Source organism: Rothia mucilaginosa (genome assembly GCF_049990865.1).
Taxonomy (GTDB): Bacteria; Actinomycetota; Actinomycetes; order Actinomycetales; family Micrococcaceae; genus Rothia; species Rothia mucilaginosa_I.
Genome location: NZ_CP188231.1, coordinates 275,208 through 292,442, shown reverse-complemented (window position 1 = coordinate 292,442; position 17,235 = coordinate 275,208). Strand labels below are relative to the sequence as shown.

The window sequence follows — 17,235 nt, the reverse complement described above, 5'->3', positions numbered from 1 at the left end:
AGGCGTTTTACTGGCTTCTTGCGCCCGTGATTCTCGGTTGTCCCCTGACGTAAGGATTGAGGAGCATTATGCAGGTTCATTTTTTCGCTGCTGCGCGTTCTGCGGCAGGTACCGCGCAGCTGTCGGTGCCCCTGGCGCAGCTGTCGTCTGCGACTCTTGGCGCGCTCGTTGAGCATCTGGGTCAGAGCCTGGAGGGTACGACCCCGTCGGGTCTGACTCTTGCGCAGGTGATGGAGCAGTGCTCGTTCCTGGTCAACGGTGCCCGTTCGGATGCGGAAGCTCCCCTGCAGGATGCCGACCGCGTGGATGTTCTGCCTCCCTTTGCGGGTGGATAATGCGGGCGGATAAGATGCCCGGTTCTGCGCTTCCCACTGAGGGCTCTGCCAATTTTTCGTGCGCCGCGGTTGTTGTTGCCGGAGGCGCTTCTCGCCGCCTGAACCACGTGCCGAAGGCGTCCCTCTCTGATGGCACGAGTACCCTGCTGGATTGTGCCCTGGAGGCGGTGGCCGCCGCATCCCCGCGCGTGGTGGTGGGTCCTGAGAGCTTGCCGTTGCCGCCCGAGGTGTTGCGTACTCGCGAGGATCCGCCGTTTTCGGGTCCTGCCGCGGCGATTCATGCCGGGTTGGAGTGTATTGCAGCGGCTTGCGAGCGCTCGCAGGCTCCCATGCCTGAATGGTGCCTGATTTTGGGCGTGGACACTCCGCGTATTGCTCCGGCGGTTCAGCAGCTGATTGCTGCGGCGCGGGGCGTTGAGCAGACGTGTGCTGAGCGTGCGGCGGACTTCTCCCCCACCGATTCTGAAGCGCCCGCCGGTTTTGAAGCATCTGAGGGTTCTGAATCGTCTGCAGGTTTTTGGGGTGTCGCTGAGGGCATCTATCAGCCGCTGGTGGGTATTTACCGTTTTGAGGCGATCCGTTCGGTCTTTTCGACCGGTACCACCGACGCTTCTGTTCGTTCTTTTTTGCGTCGTTTAAACCCCGCAGCAGTTCAGATGTCTGCCGCTGACACCGCCGATGTTGATACCTGGGAGCAGGCGCAGGCGCTCGGCTATACGACTTCGCTGTGGTCAAGTTATTAGTAGCTGAGCTACCGCGGTGTGATATTAGAGCCTGACTACGAGTACCCTAGGGGATAAGTCTTTGCTCTAGATGCCGTGTACATGTGGCGTTTTTATGAGCCCCGTGCGCTGTTGCGCGTCCCGCACACACTTTTACGAGGTACGATGTCTCACCATATTCCTTCTGTTTCGTGGTACCAGGCCCGCCAAATTCTGCATGAGCAGGGCCTGGATATTGCTCACCATGTGAAGACGGAGTCTTTGCCGTTGCTGGCGACGATTGGCCACTACTTGGCGGCTGATATTCATTCGGTCATGCCGGTACCCCACTACAGCTCTTCGGCGATGGACGGTTACGCTGTGGCGGGTGCGCCTCCGTGGCGTCTGGTGACCCCCGCGTACCCGGAGGATTCTCGCGCGAATATTCACCGTCTGACGGTGCCGATTGCTCCGGGTGAGGCGACCCCGATTCTGACGGGCGGGTTGATTCCTGAGGGCACTGAGGCGATTGTGCGTGAGGAGCATTCGCGCCTGTATGAGGGTGCGGAGGCTTCTTCTCGCCCTGGTGTTGCTGCTCATTTGGAGACTGCGTCGAGCATTCATTACCTGGATATGGCGGAGGGTTTTGAGCCTCCAGCCGTGGGTGCTGATATTCGCCATGCCGGTGCTGAGCTGGAGCGTGGCGAGTTGTTGGCGCGCCACGGTGACCGTATTTCTGCGCGTATGGCGGCGTTCTTGGGCACAAATGGTTTTGATGAGTTGCCGGTGTACGCCCCGATTCCGGTGCGTTGCGCGTTTACGGGTAACGAGGTCATTACGTTTGGTGTGCCTGCGCCGGGTCAGGTGCGTGATGCGTTTGGCGGCTTTATGGAGCATGCGATTATTTCTGCTGGCTGCGAGGCGCGCCCTTCGATTCGCCTGGCGGATGTTGAGTCTGAGTTCCGCACGTTCTTGTCTACGTCGACGGCTCGTGTGTTGGTGTTTACGGGTGGGTCGAGCACCTCGGGTGTTGATTTGGTGCGTAAGGTACTCAACGATATAGGTGCAACGTACCTGTTTGAGTCGGTGGATGTGCGTCCGGGTCATCCTGCGTTGGCTGCGCGTTTGCCGGTTCCGGAGACGGGCCCGAATTCTGGTCGTGAGCGTTTTGTGTTGGGTCTGCCGGGTAATCCTTTGGCTGCGTACACGGCTTTGTATTCGTATTTGCCGCCGCTTTTGGCTGGTATGCGGAATATGCCCCTGCCTGAGCTGGATTCGGCGGTTTTGGGCGGGCCGGTGGATACTTTGCGTAAGCCGGCGGGAGTTCGCCTGCTTCCGGTGTCGGTGCGTGATGGTGTGGCGTATCCTCTGCCGAAGTCGGCGTCGCATATGTTGTCGTCGTTGGCGGCGGCTACTCATTGTGCCGTGTTGGATGATTCTTCGGTTCGGGGTTCTGCCCACGAGGTAGGAACTCGGGTGCCGATTATTCCGGTGCTGTAAGGCCGGTGCTGTCAGCCGATGCGGTAGAGGGTGCAGCCGAAAAGCGCTTTTCTCGTTTTTCGGGCTCAGGTAGATTCCGTGGAGAGGGTATAGTAGAGAGATATGTCAATCGTTTAGCATATCGAAGGGAGCCCCCGTGGCAAAGCCCAAACTCAGCGACGTTGCAGCACTAGCGGGTGTCTCCCCCACCACGGTCTCCCGCGTGCTCAATAACCGCGGCTACCTGAGCGAAAGCACCCGCACCAAGGTCCACGAGGCCATGCGGGAGCTCGGCTACCGACCCAACGCCATCGCCCGTAGCCTACAGGGTCAGCGCTCGCAGATGGTGGGCCTCATCTTCCCCACGGTCGCGAACCCCTTCTACGGGGAGATGGTGTACCGCCTCGAAAGCCACCTCGCCGAAGAAGGCTACCGGGTCATTCTCTGCAATAGCGACGATCACCCCAAACAGGAAAAGCGCTATCTGGAGATGCTCTTTGCCAATCAGGTGGACGGCATCATTAGCGGCGCCCACTCAGACGCCCTGGTCAATATTCCGCATGCACAGGCTCCTCTGGTGACCGTAGACCGCCTCGAAAGCGGTTTCTACCCGAATATTCGCTCCGATAACTACGGAGGCGCCCGCGCCGCCACGGAGCACCTCATTGCCACGGGTGCGCAGAATATCGTCCACGTGACGTCGACTCTGGGTGAGCACAATGAGCGTCAGCGTGGCTACCGCGAGGCAATGCTTGAGGCGGGACTCATACCGGAGTTTGTGGAGCTGGGCTTCCGCCCCTCGCTGGGTATTAAGCGCGAGGTGCTCTACCGTTACCTGGATGAACGCGCCGAAAGCCCCGAGCCGGTGGACGCGGTCTTTGCTTCCAACGATAGTTACGCCGCGTTGGCGCTGGGGTGGGCACGTGCTCGAAACATCCGCGTTCCCGAGGATTTCCAGGTGGTTGGCTATGACGGCACGCAGAGCGTTCAACTGCTCATGCCGGAACTTGCAACCGTGGTTCAGCCGATTGAGGGTATGGCGAAGCGTACCGCGCAGCGTCTGGTGGAACTCATTGAGCTGCAGCAGGGAGAATCTGCTGAGGAAGATACTCCCCCGATCAGCCAACCTGAGGATGTACTCCCCGTTGAGCTCCACCTGGGGGCAACGGTGCGTTCTATCCCAAACCTGGATCAGATTCAGCCTGATACCTCTGCCCCGGATGAGCTGCAATAAGAAGCCTCATCCTTTGACCATAAAAAGCCGCCCCACCGTGCGAGTGCTCACGGTGGGGCGGCTTTCGTTTATGTATTTATCGGTTTGTGTTGGCATCCGGAAGTTTAGGAGGTGCGCTGCACAATCTCGGTCGGGCCGGTTCCGGGGTAGACCATACCGACGGCATGTGCGTCAGAGAAGATGCCGTGGAGCGGGCCGAGGGAGAAAAATCCGCGGCGCTCGTAGAGGCGTGCACTGTCGTAGGTCGATGCTTCGAGGTAGGCGGGGTAATCACCGATGCGTTCGGTACCGTAATCGAGTAGCCGGGAGCCGATGCCGCGGCCTCGGTACTCTTCGAGAACACCGATGTTGAAGAGGTACCAGTGCTTGTAGGCGGGGCGGTACTTGAGCAGGTGCAGCTCCATCAGGATCGCCTTCAGCAGGGTCTTGCAACCGAGCGCCTTGTAGTAGGCGCCAAACTGCTTGAGCTCGTTAGCGAAGGAACCTTCGTGAGATTCGGGGGTGTTCCAGAGGCAGACACCCACGATCTTGCCGGTGGAGTCATCAATAGCGATGTCGATACGTCCGCGACCCTGGAAGTTGCCGTAGACCTGCAGGGTCATGATAGCGCGGAGCTTGGCAAGTTCCTGTCGGCGGCTACCGCCTGCAATGACTGCCATCATGGCGGGATCTCCGTCGAATGCGGCAATCAGCACCTCGAGCGCATCTGCATATTCATGAGACTCGGCGGTGCGGACGGTATAGGGAGCTGAGGTCATATTCACCCTTTACAAAAGCTTGAAACTATACATAAATATTAGCTGGATTATTCACTCCTGGCTAATAAATTCTGCCTTATCAAGACATTTTTCATCGCCATGCACCGAATATGTGCCAACTTATATTGCACTATTATGCATAATTTTTATGCATATTTATTCACACTATTTTTACATGTTTTTGCAGGAAAAATCGCACACCCCGTACCAACTCTAGGAAGAGCGGTACGGGGTGTACATCACGTTGAGGTTATCTACTCACTAAGAGTGCAGACTATGCGTTAGCCTTTGCCTTCAGTGCAACCTTCAGAAGCGAATCTGCGCTGGTCACAGATGCGCCCGAAACCTGGACATCTTCAACCGAAGCAGCTGCCTTCTTGGCGTTAGTGATCACCATGGGGGTTGCCAGCGGGTAGCCAGCCGCCTTGATGGCGGGAATATCGAACTCGGCGATGACGTCGCCGCGCTTGACAGTGTCGCCCTTAGCAACCTTGGGCTCGAAGTGCTTGCCGTCGAGCTCAACGGTGTCCATGCCGATGTGCATCAGCAGATCCAGGCCGTCCTCGGTGCGCAGACCGTATGCGTGGCCGGTGGGGAATGCAACGGTAATCTTGCCGTCAGCCGGTGCGTAGAGCTTACCTTCGGTGGGCTCCACTGCGGTACCTGCGCCCAGTGCGCCGGAGGAGAAGGTGGGGTCCTTGACGTCAGCCAGCAGAACCACGGAACCGACCATGTGGGAGCCAATCTCGACGCTCTCGCCAGCCTCAGCCGCTACAGCGGCAGCGGGAGCGGCTGCAGCGGGAGCGGCGGGAGCGGCTGCAGCGGGTGCCTCAGCTTCCTCAGTGTTGCCAGCCTCAACCTTCTTGCCCCAGATGAAGGAGGCAACGAAAGCGATGACGGTGGTCAGGATGAGGCAGCCGAAGAAGCCGGCCCAACCGGCACCAACACTAGCGTTAATGGAGGGGAAGCCGATGTAGCCAGCAGCACCCAGTGCCTTTGCCTTCACATTCAGGATGGAGGCGGCCATTGCGCCGATACCAGCGGAGACGATTGCAATGTAGAAAGGCCAGCGCAGCGCCAGGTTCACGCCGAACATTGCGGGCTCAGTAATACCCAGGAATGCGGAGGGTGCAGATGCGGTAGCAACACCCTTGATCTTCTTGTTCTTGGTGGTCAGCGCGACACCGGCTGCGGCAGCACCCTGAGCCACGTTAGACATGGAGGCAACAACGAAGATGAAGGAACCGCCGGTTGCCCACAGGCTCATCTCGATGGGCGGGAATGCCTGGTGCATACCGGTCATCACGATGAAGGCGTAAGCGGTACCGAAGATCAGACCACCCAGCGGGCCAGCAACGGTGTAGAGCCAGTTGATGCTTTCACCCAGCCAGGTACCGGCTGCAAACATGGGCGGACCGACCAGAATAAAGGTCAGGAAGCCGGTAATCAGGATGGTGAGGGTCGGGGTGAAGATAAAGTCGATGGTGCCCTTGAGGACCTTGTGGAAGAACTTCTCAATGTTCGCCAGGATGAAGGCGACCAGCATAATGGGCAGCACGGTACCCTGGTAACCCGCCTGCTGAACCTGCAGACCGAAGAGGTTCCAGTACTTCATCGGGTCGGTGCCTTCAGCACCCGCCAGAGATGCTGCGACCTTGTAGCCGTTCATCAGTGCCGGGGAGACCATTGCGGCACCCATGGTCAGACCGAGGTAGGGGTTACCGCCGAAGACCTTGGTAGCGGAGAAGCCGACCAGCACGGGCAGGAAGGCGAAGGGAGCTGCGGAGAGCAGGTTAACAATGTCTGCAAAGTCAGCCCACTCGGGGTGCATTGCAATGAAGCTCTCGGGGCCGAAGATGTCCTTGGAGGTGAGCACGCTGTTCAGCGCCATCAGCATACCGCCACCGACCAGAACCGGGATCAGCGGGACGAAGATGTCAGCGATGGTCTTGATGAAGCGGGAAACGATGTTGCCCTGCTTGGAGGCAATTTCCTTGAGCTCATCCTTGGAGGCTTCGGGTGCGCCAGCGGCGATGAGGTGCTTGTGCACCTCGTTGACGTCGCCGGGGCCGACGATGATCTGGAACTGGCCAGCGTTGAGGAAGCTGCCCTTGAGGTCTTCGTCGTTGTCGATTGCTGCCTGGTCGACCTTGTCCTGGTTCTTCAGGACGAGGCGAAGGCGGGTTGCGCAGTGTGCGGCAGCAAGAATGTTGCCGACGCCACCGACGTCCTTCAGCACGCGCTGTGCCACTGACTTGTGGTCCACGCTCGCTCTCCTTTGTTTGGAGCACCACCGTATGATGCTTTGTGAATGGGGTGGGGTGACATGTCTGTGTGTGCATGTCATGTGTATGTCATACGTTTGACATATCAGATGTAAAACATGGTATCACGGGAAAGTTCTTAAAAGCGAGGGCCCACCCTCCATACGGAGAGTGAGCCCTCAGACATATTCAGAAATTACCGGAAAGCCCCCGCGTAGGCGGCTCCCAACGCGTAGAAAACGGCTTAGAGGCGGCCATACTCCAGGGACAGCACCTCGCCACCGGTCAGGCGGACGCGACGCTTATCGCCCTTGAAGAAGGTGCGAGCGGTCATAACCTCAGCGCCCATGGAGGCAATCAGCTTGCCGCCCACATACAGTTCGGTAGCCGAACCGTCCACGAGCAGGTCAAACTCGCGAATCTTCGAACGCTTCAGGGTACGGCGGCGCAAGCTACCACCCTCGGTGTAGCGAGTACCGCCACGGTCCATCTGCACAAAGTCCTTATCCAGAACGATGCTCAGAGCCACGCCGTGGGTGTCCTTAATCTTCAGCTTCACGCGCTCATCAGAGACATTCACGCGGCCGCGCAGACGGAAGGTCAGGGCATTCTTCAGCTCAACGAGCTTGCCCTTCTCCTCCTCGCGGTACAGCGGGGTCATCTTCATCGCGTCGTTGAGCTGCGGCACCGGACGCTGGAAAATCTTGCCGTTACGCAGGTGCAGCTCACGCGGGTAGGTGAACATGTGCACCCAGCGGTGGCTCCACGAGGGCAGGTCGTCCTGGTCAGCATTACCCAGCCAAGCAATCATTACCGGGGCGTCACCGCATACATCGTGCGGTGCCTTCGGGTCGGCGGTCAGGCCGGTGCCGGAGATGGTCTGCGGGGCGTAGAACTCGAAACCTGCATCCAGCTCGGTGAAGGGGGTCTCCACGGTGAACTTGAGGGTCTCGTTATCCAGCGAACCAACAATGTAGCCGCTCTGGAAAATGTTGTTGTACTTCTCACCGAGGGGCTGCATGCCCTGCGGGCTGAAAATCAGCACGTCGCGGATTTCGCCGGTCAGCTCATCACGCATGCTCAGCAGCGAGGGGCACTCGTACATGTAGGTGCCCTTGAGGGTCTTATCCTTGATACCCAGCTCACCGCGGAAGGTCCACTCGCGGCGGTCAGCGGAGGTGTACACGACCACGGCGCCGGTCAGGTCCTCACGCTGAGCACCAATGACCATCCACCATTCACCATTACGTTCAAAGACGTGCGGGTCGCGGTAGTGCGCGGTATAGCCCTTCTCGGGGCCGGAAATCAGCGGGGGCAGCTGACGGGTCGGCTTCGCGTCCTCACCCGCGGTTGCGAGGATCTGGTAGGTTTCGCGGTTGCCCTCTTCATCCTTCACATTACCGGTGTAGAAGAACTCAAAACCGCCGGGCACCTTAATGCCGGAACCGGAGTAGCAGCCGTGCGAGTCGTAGCGGCTGTCGGGAACCAGGGCGGTACCCTCATCGGTCCAGTGAGTCAGGTCCTCGCTCACGGCGTGACGCCAATAGACCATACGCTCCGGGTGCAGGGGCGAGTACTGGTAGAAGGCGTGGTAACGCTTGCCGTCGAAGACCAGGCCGTTCGGGTCGTTCAGACGGCCCACGGGAGGTGCCAGGTGCAGTGCCGGGTAGTCGCGGTCTTCACGCACACCAGCGCCGAAGGCATCCAAGATCTGCTGCGCTTCAGCAGCCAAGTCGCGGGCGGGTCGCTCGGTTGCGCTCTTCTTCTTTTTCTTCTGCTCGCTCATGTCTATCCGTTTTCGTGTATGGGGAATGTCTGGGTTATCTCATCCCATCATACGGCACCTCTCCCCCGCTGCTGGGCTCTAGGAGAGAGGCACCACAATGCTCTCAGCTTCTCTCATCCAAGGCACAGGGCGGTCACAGCGGCTTATACCGCCACCTGCCGAGGAGATAGCACATACCCCGTTTGCTACAGGAGAAAAAGGGCTGATACGGCAAAACCCGCAGCCTCGCCTAAGCATAGTGGGGCGAAGCGGCGGGTGCCGTTAAAAGCCGCGGGGCGGCGCATCCATTGGATGCACCGCCCCGCGTAAGAATCGAGAAGAAGTCGATTACTTGAGGGTGATGGTTGCGCCAGCAGCCTCGAGCTGTTCCTTAGCCTTCTCAGCGTCTTCCTTGGAAACGCCCTCGAGCAGAGCCTTGGGAGCGCTGTCGACCAGGTCCTTTGCTTCCTTCAGGCCGAGGGAGGTCAGGGCACGAACTTCCTTGATCACTGCGATCTTCTTGTCGCCAGCGGACTCCAGGACAACGTCGAACTCGGACTTCTCTTCAGCAGCGTCGCCGCCTGCTGCGCCGCCTGCTACAACAGCAACGGGAGCTGCTGCGGTGACGTCGAACTCTTCCTCGAATGCCTTAACGAACTCGGAAACCTCAACCAGGGACAGTTCCTTGAATGCTGCAATGAGTTCTTCGATGGACAGCTTAGCCATTGTTTGGCTCCTTCACTATCTGGTGCGGGCTGACGCCCGCGGTGTAAATCTTCAGTACCTACCCGAAAGGGTCGGTCAAATTTAGGGTGCGTTACACGCTGTTCGCGTTCACGCTGCTGAGTATCTCAGCGCTGGTGCAGTAGCACGAAAGGGGCTTATGCCTCTTCCGAAGCCTCCTCGGCAGCAGCGGGAGCTGCGCCTTCCTGCTCCTCCAGCTTGACGCGCAGTGCGTCCACAACCTGTGCGATGCGTGCGATGGTAGCCTTTGCACCACCTGCAACCTTGGACAGCAGAACCTCGCGGGATTCCAGGTCAGCGTAGCGCTTGACGTCGTCCTCGGTCAGAGCGGCACCTTCGTAGTAACCGTTCTTCACAATCAGCTGGGGGTTAGCCTTGGCAAAGTCACGCAGGCCCTTAGCAGCATCAATCAGGTCGCCCTTGATGAATGCCAGTGCGGAGGGACCCTGGAGGTGGCCTTCGAATGCGTCGATGCCAGCTTCCTTAGCTGCGATAGCAGCCAGCGTGTTCTTCACCACGGCGTATTCGGTCTCTGCACCGAGTGCGCGGCGCAGCTCCTTGAGCTGTGCAACAGTGAGACCGCGGTATTCGGTCAGGATGACTGCGTTCGAAGCTTCGAAGAGTTCCTTCAGCTCGGATACTGCAGCGATCTTTTCCTGAGTCGCCATGGTAGTTCCTTCTTCCGATTCTTGTAAGGTCGCCGGTAGAGCCTCGAAGCATTTATTGCAAGCAATAAAAAATGCCCCGACGCGTAGGCGTACGAGGCACGATAGACGGCACCCTGAATGAGGGCAACGGCTATTCACTTCGAGTTACCTACGCGGGCGGCGATTTCTAGTGAAATCTGCTCTTATCAGAACTCTGTTCTTCGTCTCCACCGAGATGGCGATAAAGGACATAGTTCTAGACCGGCGGTCTTTGGTTTATTCATCATCTCAGGTTAAAGCCCGAGTCGCAAGTTAAAAACGTGATTAAGCGGGGTTAATCACTTAAAGCTCCTCTTTAAGCCGATTAACCCGCGCTTTCTCCCGCCTGAAAGGTCCGGCTAAAAGCCAGTAAAGACGCGTTTTAGAGGTAAAAACGCTTTCCATTCGAGAACACGAAGCAACGCTCAGCAGCCACACCCAGGTGCACCCGCTCCCCCACGTTTAGGGAGGAGCCGCTCTGCGCATCGGGAATAAAGAACTCAAGCTCCTGACCGGCACGCACTCGCGCATACACTCGGTCACTCGGCTCAGAATCCACCGAAGCCCGCCGAGATTCCAGAGGTAGGGAAACCGCATCCAGCAGACGCCCACGATACAGCATGCCGCCCACCAGGTGGCGGTGACCGAGCACCTGCACCGGCAGGGAATGAGCAGCATCTGCCGCCACGGGGTGCAATGCGGTCGCTCGAATAGCCAACTCGCACCCAGCAGGAAGAGCCTCAGAATCCTCAAGAGCCAATAGGTTCAGCGCGGGCGCCGCCATAAGCTTCGCCACCTGCAGAGTATGCGGATGCGCCAGCAGACGCTCCGGAGTATCCACCTGCACCAGGTAACCGGCGTCCATCACCGCCACCCGCTGACCCAGCATGAGCGCCTCATTCTGATCATGGGTCACGTACAGACCCGTAAAACCGTAGCGCTCGTGCAGACGCACAATATCCGCGCGGATACTCGCGCTCATCTCTTCATCCACACTCGCCAGCGGCTCATCGAAAAGAACCACCGGAGCACGACGAATCAAAGCACGCGCAATACCCACACGCTGCGCCTGACCGCCAGACAGCTGCGAAGGCTTACGAGACTCCAAACCCTCAAGCTTCAAAGCCTCCAGCAGTTCACGGTAGTAGTCCATATCAGCCCCACCTGAGAACGCGCCCAGCCTGGTCGGGAAGAGAATATTGTCCTTCACACTCAGGTGCGGGTACAGAATAGGGCGCTGAAAAACCACACCCACCGAGCCGCGCTCCAGAGGCTGCCCGGCATAGGTCACCCGACCGGCGCTCGGCTCCTCCAGGCCGGCAATAATGCGCAGCAGAGTGGACTTACCCGTACCCGAGGAACCAACCAGAGAAATCAGCTCGCCGGGGTGCACATCCAGGTCAATCTCGTTCAGAACCGTCGTATCGGAGCCAAAGGTCTTAGCGACGCCTCGAATACGTAGGCCCTCAAAGGGCTCCGCCTCGGCAGAAGAGTGGGATGCAGAAGTCATTCCCCTATTATCGCCGAAACTCACATCCGGCAGGGGCGCAGAAGATAAGCGCCGTCATAAAACGGTGCGTGAACCTCACGCCAGAGTCTTATGTGAGCGCCCTAGCTCGGGCGCACCAGCAAACGCCCCTTCAACGCCAGATATAGCGTGCCCGCCCACAGGAAGATGAGGAAAGCCGTACCCGCCACCGTCAAGACAGGACCCACCAGCCCCAGCGAGCCAGCAGCCGTCAAGCGAATACCACTCGCCGCCATGGAAGCCATACCGAAGGAGAAGCCCCACATGCTCATCGAGAAGCCGCCCTCAAGCACCCACGGGAGCAAACGCATCAGGAAAATCAGCTGCAGAATGCCGTAACCGGTCAGCACCAGGAAGAACCAGTCAACCGTGCCGCCATTAGCCGCCAAGTACGCGTTACCACCCACAAAAGGCGGTGCCATCTGGATACCAATAATGCCGCGCTCCCCCTGAGGCAGCGGAGTCAGGGTGCGCAGGCGGCTCAGAATCACAGCCTCGATGCTGAACCACGAAATCAGGCCCGCACCAAAGAAAAGCATCGCCATATCGCGCCACCCCACAAAACCCATCGCCGTAGCGGTCGCAAAGTTTGTCGCAACGGTCGGCAGATACAGCACCGGCGAGGCGGCCTCGGGCGCATACCCGCCACGCCACGTGCCGGCGATACGGTGAGAGGCAAAGTACAGCTGACCCACAGCTCCCAGCACAACCAGGGTCAGAGCCGGAGCCTCAGCATAGGGGTAGAGAGCCGCACCCACCTGCGCCGTCGTCGCCGGAATCAGCGAAAAGAAGCAGGTACGCGCCGGGTGCTCCCAAAAACCACGCACCCACGCACGGTACTTCACCACCGAGTGAACCAGGAAACCCACAAGGAGCAGCCACACCACGGCGTTAAAAGCCAGGATGCTCTCGCCCACCCAATCGGGTGCCATTCCCTTCGACGCACCGGTGCGCCAAGCGGCACCCAATGCGCCGGTACCCAGCGCCACCGCAAAATAATTAACCGGCACACTAAGGCCTCGACGGGCTATCTGCGCATTCTGGGTAGAAGAAGACATAAACTCTCTCTCGTCATGGATGGGGTGATAAGGAAGCGTACGGGCTTCTTCCGTCAACGGTTCAGATACCGGAAGAAGCAATCACAGCCAGGGGTTCATTCTACGTTTTAACCTTATACAAGCTGGAAGTCTATGACGTACATTAACCGATGCTCGCCACGTAACGTCGTGTTTCTTCATATAAATCCGCGCATAAAAATCGCCCCCGACGCCTAAACGTCGGGGGCGACTACTAGCTAAATGCTAGAAGCTACAGGTGCATACCTTAGGCAGCAACGGCAGCCGGATCAACGGGGATGCCGGGGCCGAAGGTGGTAGCAACGGTTGCCTTGGAGATGTAACGACCCTTAGCCGAAGAGGGCTTCAGACGGTTAACCTCTTCCAGAGCTGCCTGGAAGTTCTCCTCGAGCTGCTCAGCGGTGAAGGAAGCCTTACCGATGATGAAGTGCAGGTTGGAGTTACGGTCAACGCGGAAGTCGATCTTACCGCCCTTGATGTCTGCAACAGCCTTTGCAACATCCATGGTCACGGTACCGGTCTTGGGGTTCGGCATCAGGTTACGGGGACCCAGGATCTTACCCAGGCGGCCGACCTTGCCCATCATGTCGGGGGTTGCAACCGCTGCATCGAAGTCGGTCCAGCCGCCAGCGACCTTTGCGATCAGCTCGTCGGAACCAACGTAGTCAGCGCCAGCTGCCTCAGCCTCAGCAGCCTTGGGGCCTGCTGCGAAAACAACCACGCGAGCGGTCTTACCGGTGCCGTGAGGCAGGTTCACGGTACCGCGAACCATCTGGTCTGCCTTACGGGGGTCAACGGACAGACGCATTGCAACCTCAACGGTTGCGTCGGTCTTGGTGGAAGAGGTCTCCTTCGCCAGGGCAACTGCCTCAGCGGGGGTGTAGAGCTTACCCTCTTCAATCTTGGCTACAGCTGCCTTGTACGCCTTGCTGCGCTTTGCCATCTGCTTTTCTCCTTATGCAGTTGTGGTCTCGTGAGCCGCGCTCGGCTCTGCCACATCCCGTCCATACGACGGGCATTTACAAGTTCTGTGTAGAAAAATCTACGGTGCCGATTACTCGGCTATTCGGCGAACCGAAATTACTCGACGGTGATACCCATGGAACGAGCGGTACCTGCGATGATCTTGGAAGCAGCATCCAGGTCGTTTGCGTTCAGGTCGGGCATCTTGGTCTCAGCGATCTCGCGCACCTGAGCCTCGGTCAGCGAACCAACCTTGGTGGTGTGAGGAACAGCGGAGCCCTTAGCAACGCCAGCAGCCTTCTTGATCAGCTGGGAAGCCGGAGGGGTCTTGGTGATGAAGGTGAAGGAGCGATCCTCGTAGACGGTAATCTCAACGGGGATGATGTTACCGCGCTGCGACTCAGTTGCAGCGTTGTATGCCTTGCAGAACTCCATGATGTTCACACCGTGCGAGCCCAGTGCGGGGCCGACGGGGGGAGCCGGGTTAGCGGCGCCTGCCTGGATCTGCAGCTTGATGAGGCCAGTGACCTTCTTCTTGGGAGCCAATGTAGGGTCCTTTTCTTAGCTGGGAACCGACGCACAGGAGCGTACGCCGGCAAGACGGTGACCGTGGCGCGGTCACCCGTGCATCCGCATGAAAGCGTGACATGCGCATACACAAACCAACATTCTAGCGTTAATCAGCGACTTAATCCAGCGCCAGCTAGCAGAAAGGTTAAACCTCGTCCGCACAGCCGCCGCTAATAACGCCACCACAAAATATGAGCCCCGCACCGAAGTGCGAGGCTCATATTCACACGCTAAAAGCGTTAAATCTTTTCGATCTCGGTGAAGCTCAAGGTCACCGGGGTGTCGCGGCCGAAGACGGAAATCATCACGACAATCTGCTGGGACTCGCCCTTGATCTCCGAAACGGTAGCGTCCATGCCCTCGAAAGCACCGGACTTCACGCGGACGTTCTCGCCCACAGTGTAGTCGGACTCGATAACAGGCTTGGAAACGGGCAAGCCCTGGCTCTGCTGCTGCTCTTCAAAGACCGGCAGGAGCATGTCGAAGACCTCGTCCATGCGCAGCGGGACCGGGTTGTACGCATCCTGACCCACGAAGCCAGTCACACCGGGGGTGTGGCGGACAACGCCCCACGAGTGGTCAGTCAGTTCCATACGCACCAGAACGTAACCGGGAACGCGCACGCGACGGATGGTCTTCTTCACGGTGTTCTTGAACTCAACCACGGTCTCCATGGGAACCTGAACCTCAAAGATCTCATCTTCAGCTTCCAGGTTCTGGATGCGGGTCTCGATACCGGTCTTCACCTTGTTCTCGTAACCGGAGTAGGTGTGCACCACGTACCAGTCGCCCGCCTGACGGCGTAGCTTGGACTTGAATTCTTCCAGAGCGTCGACTTCCTCAGCCGCCTCAGCAGCTGCTTCAGCCGCCGCGACAGCCTCGGTAGCTTCCTCAGCCTGCTGCTCAATAGCCGCAGACTCCTCAGTAGCCTCAGCAGCGGCTACCTCGACCTCTTCAATCTCGGATACCAGTTCCTGCTCGGACACGTCGCTCCTACTTTCTATCGTTAATCATCCAGAGGGGACTCCCACTCACCAATACGCTGAGGGAAATCACTGATGGGGCACCCAGAATAAGGATGCAGCCAGTACTAGTTACGCTGAATCGTTCCGTTACCGAAAATCCAGAATGCTCCCTGGCCAAAAAGATAATCCAGACCAGAAATAAGCAGGAGCATCACCACGACAAAGAACAGAACTCCGAAGAAGTAACCAACCAGTTCGCGTCCGGTGGGAGTAGTAACCTTCTTCAACTCCGCAATAACTTCACGGAGGAATGCAAAAATACGGCCGAAGAAACCGAGCTTCTTATCGCTCTTCGACGATGCGCCGGGCTGAACAGCCTTCTCGGCGGTAGCAGACGATGCCATTTCTTCTGCCCCTTTCTGAGTCTAAAAAAGTACGCCCGGGGAACGGGCGTACGAAGATGTTATTGAGGCAATAAAAGCAGGGCGGACAGGACTCGAACCTGCAACCTGCGGTTTTGGAGACCGCTGCTCTACCAATTGAGCCACCACCCTTTGAAGTTTTCACTTCAGGTGTGAGAGTTGCTTCTCACGTGCTTACTCCTCCACTGCCTCCTAAGCCGTGGCTTTAGAGGGGCAAACAATTACACCCTTTCGGGTGCAGAACTAACTGTAAACCATCTTTCGGGGCCGATGCAACTTCAGAATGTAATATTTTTTCGAAAAACCTCTTGAGATACCTTGACGAAGGGTTCCGCATCACCACTAGTGACCCGTATTCTATTACTAAGGAACGCCGCTCACACCCGCGCCCATCACGCGCGAATTGGTCCCCCACGCGTATTCCCATCACCTATTTCCTTGTCGACTTCACGCCGGCAGCGCACAAGAAGAAAGAGAAGAGAGCCCCATGGCGCGTATTTCAAGCCGCATCGGTGCCATTGCACCCTCCGCAACCCTTGCCGTCGACGCAAAGGCAAAAGCACTCAAGGCTCAGGGACGCCCCGTCATCGGTTTCGGCGCAGGCGAACCGGACTTCCCCACCCCCGCGCACATTGTTGACGCAGCACGCGAAGCGCTCAACGACCCCAAGAACTTCCGCTACTCCCCCGCCTCCGGTCTTCCCGAGCTGAAGAAGGCCATCGCCGAAAAGACCCTGCGCGACTCCGGCGTAGAGGTTGACCCCTCCCAGGTTATCGTCACCAACGGCGGCAAGCAGGCGGTCTACCAGGCCTTCGCAACCGTCATCGACGAAGGCGACGACGTCCTACTGCCCGCACCCTACTGGACCACCTACCCCGAGTGCATCCGCCTGGCAGGCGGCAACCCCATCGAGGTGTTCGCCGGTAGCGACCAGCACTACAAGGTCACCGTCGAGCAGCTCGAAGCCGCATACACCCCCGCCACCAAGGCACTCATCTTCGTCTCCCCCTCCAACCCGACCGGTGCTGTCTACACCGAAGAGGAAACCCGCGCCATCGGCGAATGGGCACTGTCCAAGGGTATTTTCGTGCTGACCGACGAGATTTACGAACACCTCACCTATGACGGTGTTAAGGCAGTCTCCATCCTGAAGGCAGTACCCGAGCTCGCCGACCTGTGCGTCATTCTCAACGGCGTGGCAAAGACCTACGCCATGACCGGTTGGCGTGTGGGCTGGATGATTGGCCCGCGCGACGTTATCGCCGCAGCCTCCAACCTGCAGTCCCACATGACCTCCAACGTCAACAACATCGCCCAGCGTGCCGCTCTTGAAGCACTGACCGGCCCGCAGGATGACGTGGAAATCATGCACGCCGCCTTCGATCGCCGCCGCCGCACCATTGTGGAGGGCCTGAACGCTATTGAAGGCGTTCACTGCCCCGTACCCACCGGCGCGTTCTACGCCTACCCGGACGTACGCGAACTGCTCGGCAAGGAAATTGAAGGCGTACGCCCGCAGACCAGTGCAGAACTGGCTGAGCTCATCCTCGAAAAGGCTGAGGTCGCCGTGGTTCCCGGTGAGGCGTTCGGCCCCAGTGGCTACCTGCGCCTCTCCTACGCACTGAGCGATGAGGACCTGGCAGAGGGCCTGGCGCGCCTGCAGAAGTTCCTCGGTCAGGCACGCGACTAGTTCCTTACCCCTGACCCCGCTCACTGAACCGTGCAACTCACCTCGATGGAGGCTG

General features: G+C 58.6%; 16 protein-coding genes and 1 tRNA gene. 5 read left to right on the top strand and 12 right to left on the bottom strand.

All coding sequences use genetic code 11. The features are described 5' to 3' along the window. The first annotated feature begins 68 nt into the window (after positions 1-68). The 4 genes from ACP3RB_RS01260 to ACP3RB_RS01245 all read left to right on the top strand — a co-directional run bounded on the left by ACP3RB_RS01260 (position 69) and on the right by ACP3RB_RS01245 (position 3,749). A complete protein-coding gene (locus tag ACP3RB_RS01260; RefSeq protein ID WP_311473420.1) occupies positions 69-335 on the top strand; it encodes a MoaD/ThiS family protein in 267 nt (88 codons plus the stop codon). Between the two features lie 14 nt (positions 336-349). Then, positions 350-1,078 (top strand): molybdenum cofactor guanylyltransferase, encoded by a 729-nt coding sequence (gene mobA, locus ACP3RB_RS01255; protein ID WP_426699218.1) that lies wholly within the window; start codon positions 350-352, stop codon positions 1,076-1,078. A 144-nt stretch (positions 1,079-1,222) separates the two neighbouring features. Then, the gene (locus tag ACP3RB_RS01250) at positions 1,223-2,536 is read left to right on the top strand and encodes a molybdopterin molybdotransferase MoeA (protein WP_426699217.1); all 1,314 of its coding nucleotides are present in this window, start codon (positions 1,223-1,225) and stop codon (positions 2,534-2,536) included. Positions 2,537-2,672: 136 nt separating this feature from the next. Further along, entirely contained in the window at positions 2,673-3,749 is a 1,077-nt protein-coding gene (locus ACP3RB_RS01245; RefSeq protein WP_426699216.1) for a LacI family DNA-binding transcriptional regulator, read from the top strand. Positions 3,750-3,853: 104 nt separating this feature from the next. Here ACP3RB_RS01245 and ACP3RB_RS01240 read toward each other — a convergent pair whose 3' ends face one another. From ACP3RB_RS01240 to ACP3RB_RS01185, 12 genes are all read right to left on the bottom strand, one after another. Then, positions 3,854-4,507: a GNAT family N-acetyltransferase gene (locus tag ACP3RB_RS01240; protein WP_426699215.1), complete on the bottom strand. Its 654-nt coding sequence runs from the start codon at positions 4,505-4,507 to the stop codon at positions 3,854-3,856. Positions 4,508-4,781: 274 nt separating this feature from the next. Next, on the bottom strand, positions 4,782-6,773 hold the full coding sequence (locus ACP3RB_RS01235; protein ID WP_426699214.1) for a glucose PTS transporter subunit IIA: 1,992 nt from the start codon (positions 6,771-6,773) through the stop codon (positions 4,782-4,784). 242 nt (positions 6,774-7,015) lie between these two features. Further along, a complete protein-coding gene (locus ACP3RB_RS01230) occupies positions 7,016-8,557 on the bottom strand; it encodes a glycoside hydrolase family 32 protein (RefSeq protein WP_311452688.1) in 1,542 nt (513 codons plus the stop codon). Between the two features lie 327 nt (positions 8,558-8,884). Further along, the gene (gene rplL / locus ACP3RB_RS01225; RefSeq protein ID WP_060824400.1) at positions 8,885-9,262 is read right to left on the bottom strand and encodes a 50S ribosomal protein L7/L12; all 378 of its coding nucleotides are present in this window, start codon (positions 9,260-9,262) and stop codon (positions 8,885-8,887) included. 155 nt (positions 9,263-9,417) lie between these two features. After that, positions 9,418-9,948 (bottom strand): 50S ribosomal protein L10, encoded by a 531-nt coding sequence (gene rplJ, locus ACP3RB_RS01220; protein WP_005504882.1) that lies wholly within the window; start codon positions 9,946-9,948, stop codon positions 9,418-9,420. A gap of 400 nt (positions 9,949-10,348) precedes the next feature. Further along, positions 10,349-11,476: an ABC transporter ATP-binding protein gene (locus tag ACP3RB_RS01215; protein ID WP_426699213.1), complete on the bottom strand. Its 1,128-nt coding sequence runs from the start codon at positions 11,474-11,476 to the stop codon at positions 10,349-10,351. Between the two features lie 101 nt (positions 11,477-11,577). Continuing rightward, the gene (locus tag ACP3RB_RS01210; protein ID WP_426699212.1) at positions 11,578-12,552 is read right to left on the bottom strand and encodes a TDT family transporter; all 975 of its coding nucleotides are present in this window, start codon (positions 12,550-12,552) and stop codon (positions 11,578-11,580) included. Between the two features lie 265 nt (positions 12,553-12,817). Next, a complete protein-coding gene (rplA, locus tag ACP3RB_RS01205; RefSeq protein WP_294630381.1) occupies positions 12,818-13,513 on the bottom strand; it encodes a 50S ribosomal protein L1 in 696 nt (231 codons plus the stop codon). Between the two features lie 137 nt (positions 13,514-13,650). Then, positions 13,651-14,079: a 50S ribosomal protein L11 gene (gene rplK / locus ACP3RB_RS01200; RefSeq protein WP_005504870.1), complete on the bottom strand. Its 429-nt coding sequence runs from the start codon at positions 14,077-14,079 to the stop codon at positions 13,651-13,653. Between the two features lie 263 nt (positions 14,080-14,342). Then, a complete protein-coding gene (gene nusG, locus ACP3RB_RS01195) occupies positions 14,343-15,089 on the bottom strand; it encodes a transcription termination/antitermination protein NusG (RefSeq protein ID WP_426699211.1) in 747 nt (248 codons plus the stop codon). Positions 15,090-15,193: 104 nt separating this feature from the next. Then, the gene (gene secE, locus ACP3RB_RS01190; RefSeq protein WP_304193838.1) at positions 15,194-15,472 is read right to left on the bottom strand and encodes a preprotein translocase subunit SecE; all 279 of its coding nucleotides are present in this window, start codon (positions 15,470-15,472) and stop codon (positions 15,194-15,196) included. Positions 15,473-15,549: 77 nt separating this feature from the next. Next, positions 15,550-15,622, bottom strand: a tRNA-Trp gene (locus ACP3RB_RS01185). Between the two features lie 355 nt (positions 15,623-15,977). Here ACP3RB_RS01185 and ACP3RB_RS01180 point away from each other — a divergent pair. After that, positions 15,978-17,180, top strand: a complete 1,203-nt coding sequence (locus ACP3RB_RS01180) for a pyridoxal phosphate-dependent aminotransferase (RefSeq protein WP_311473402.1) — start codon at positions 15,978-15,980, stop codon at positions 17,178-17,180. The last annotated feature ends 55 nt before the right edge of the window (positions 17,181-17,235 follow it).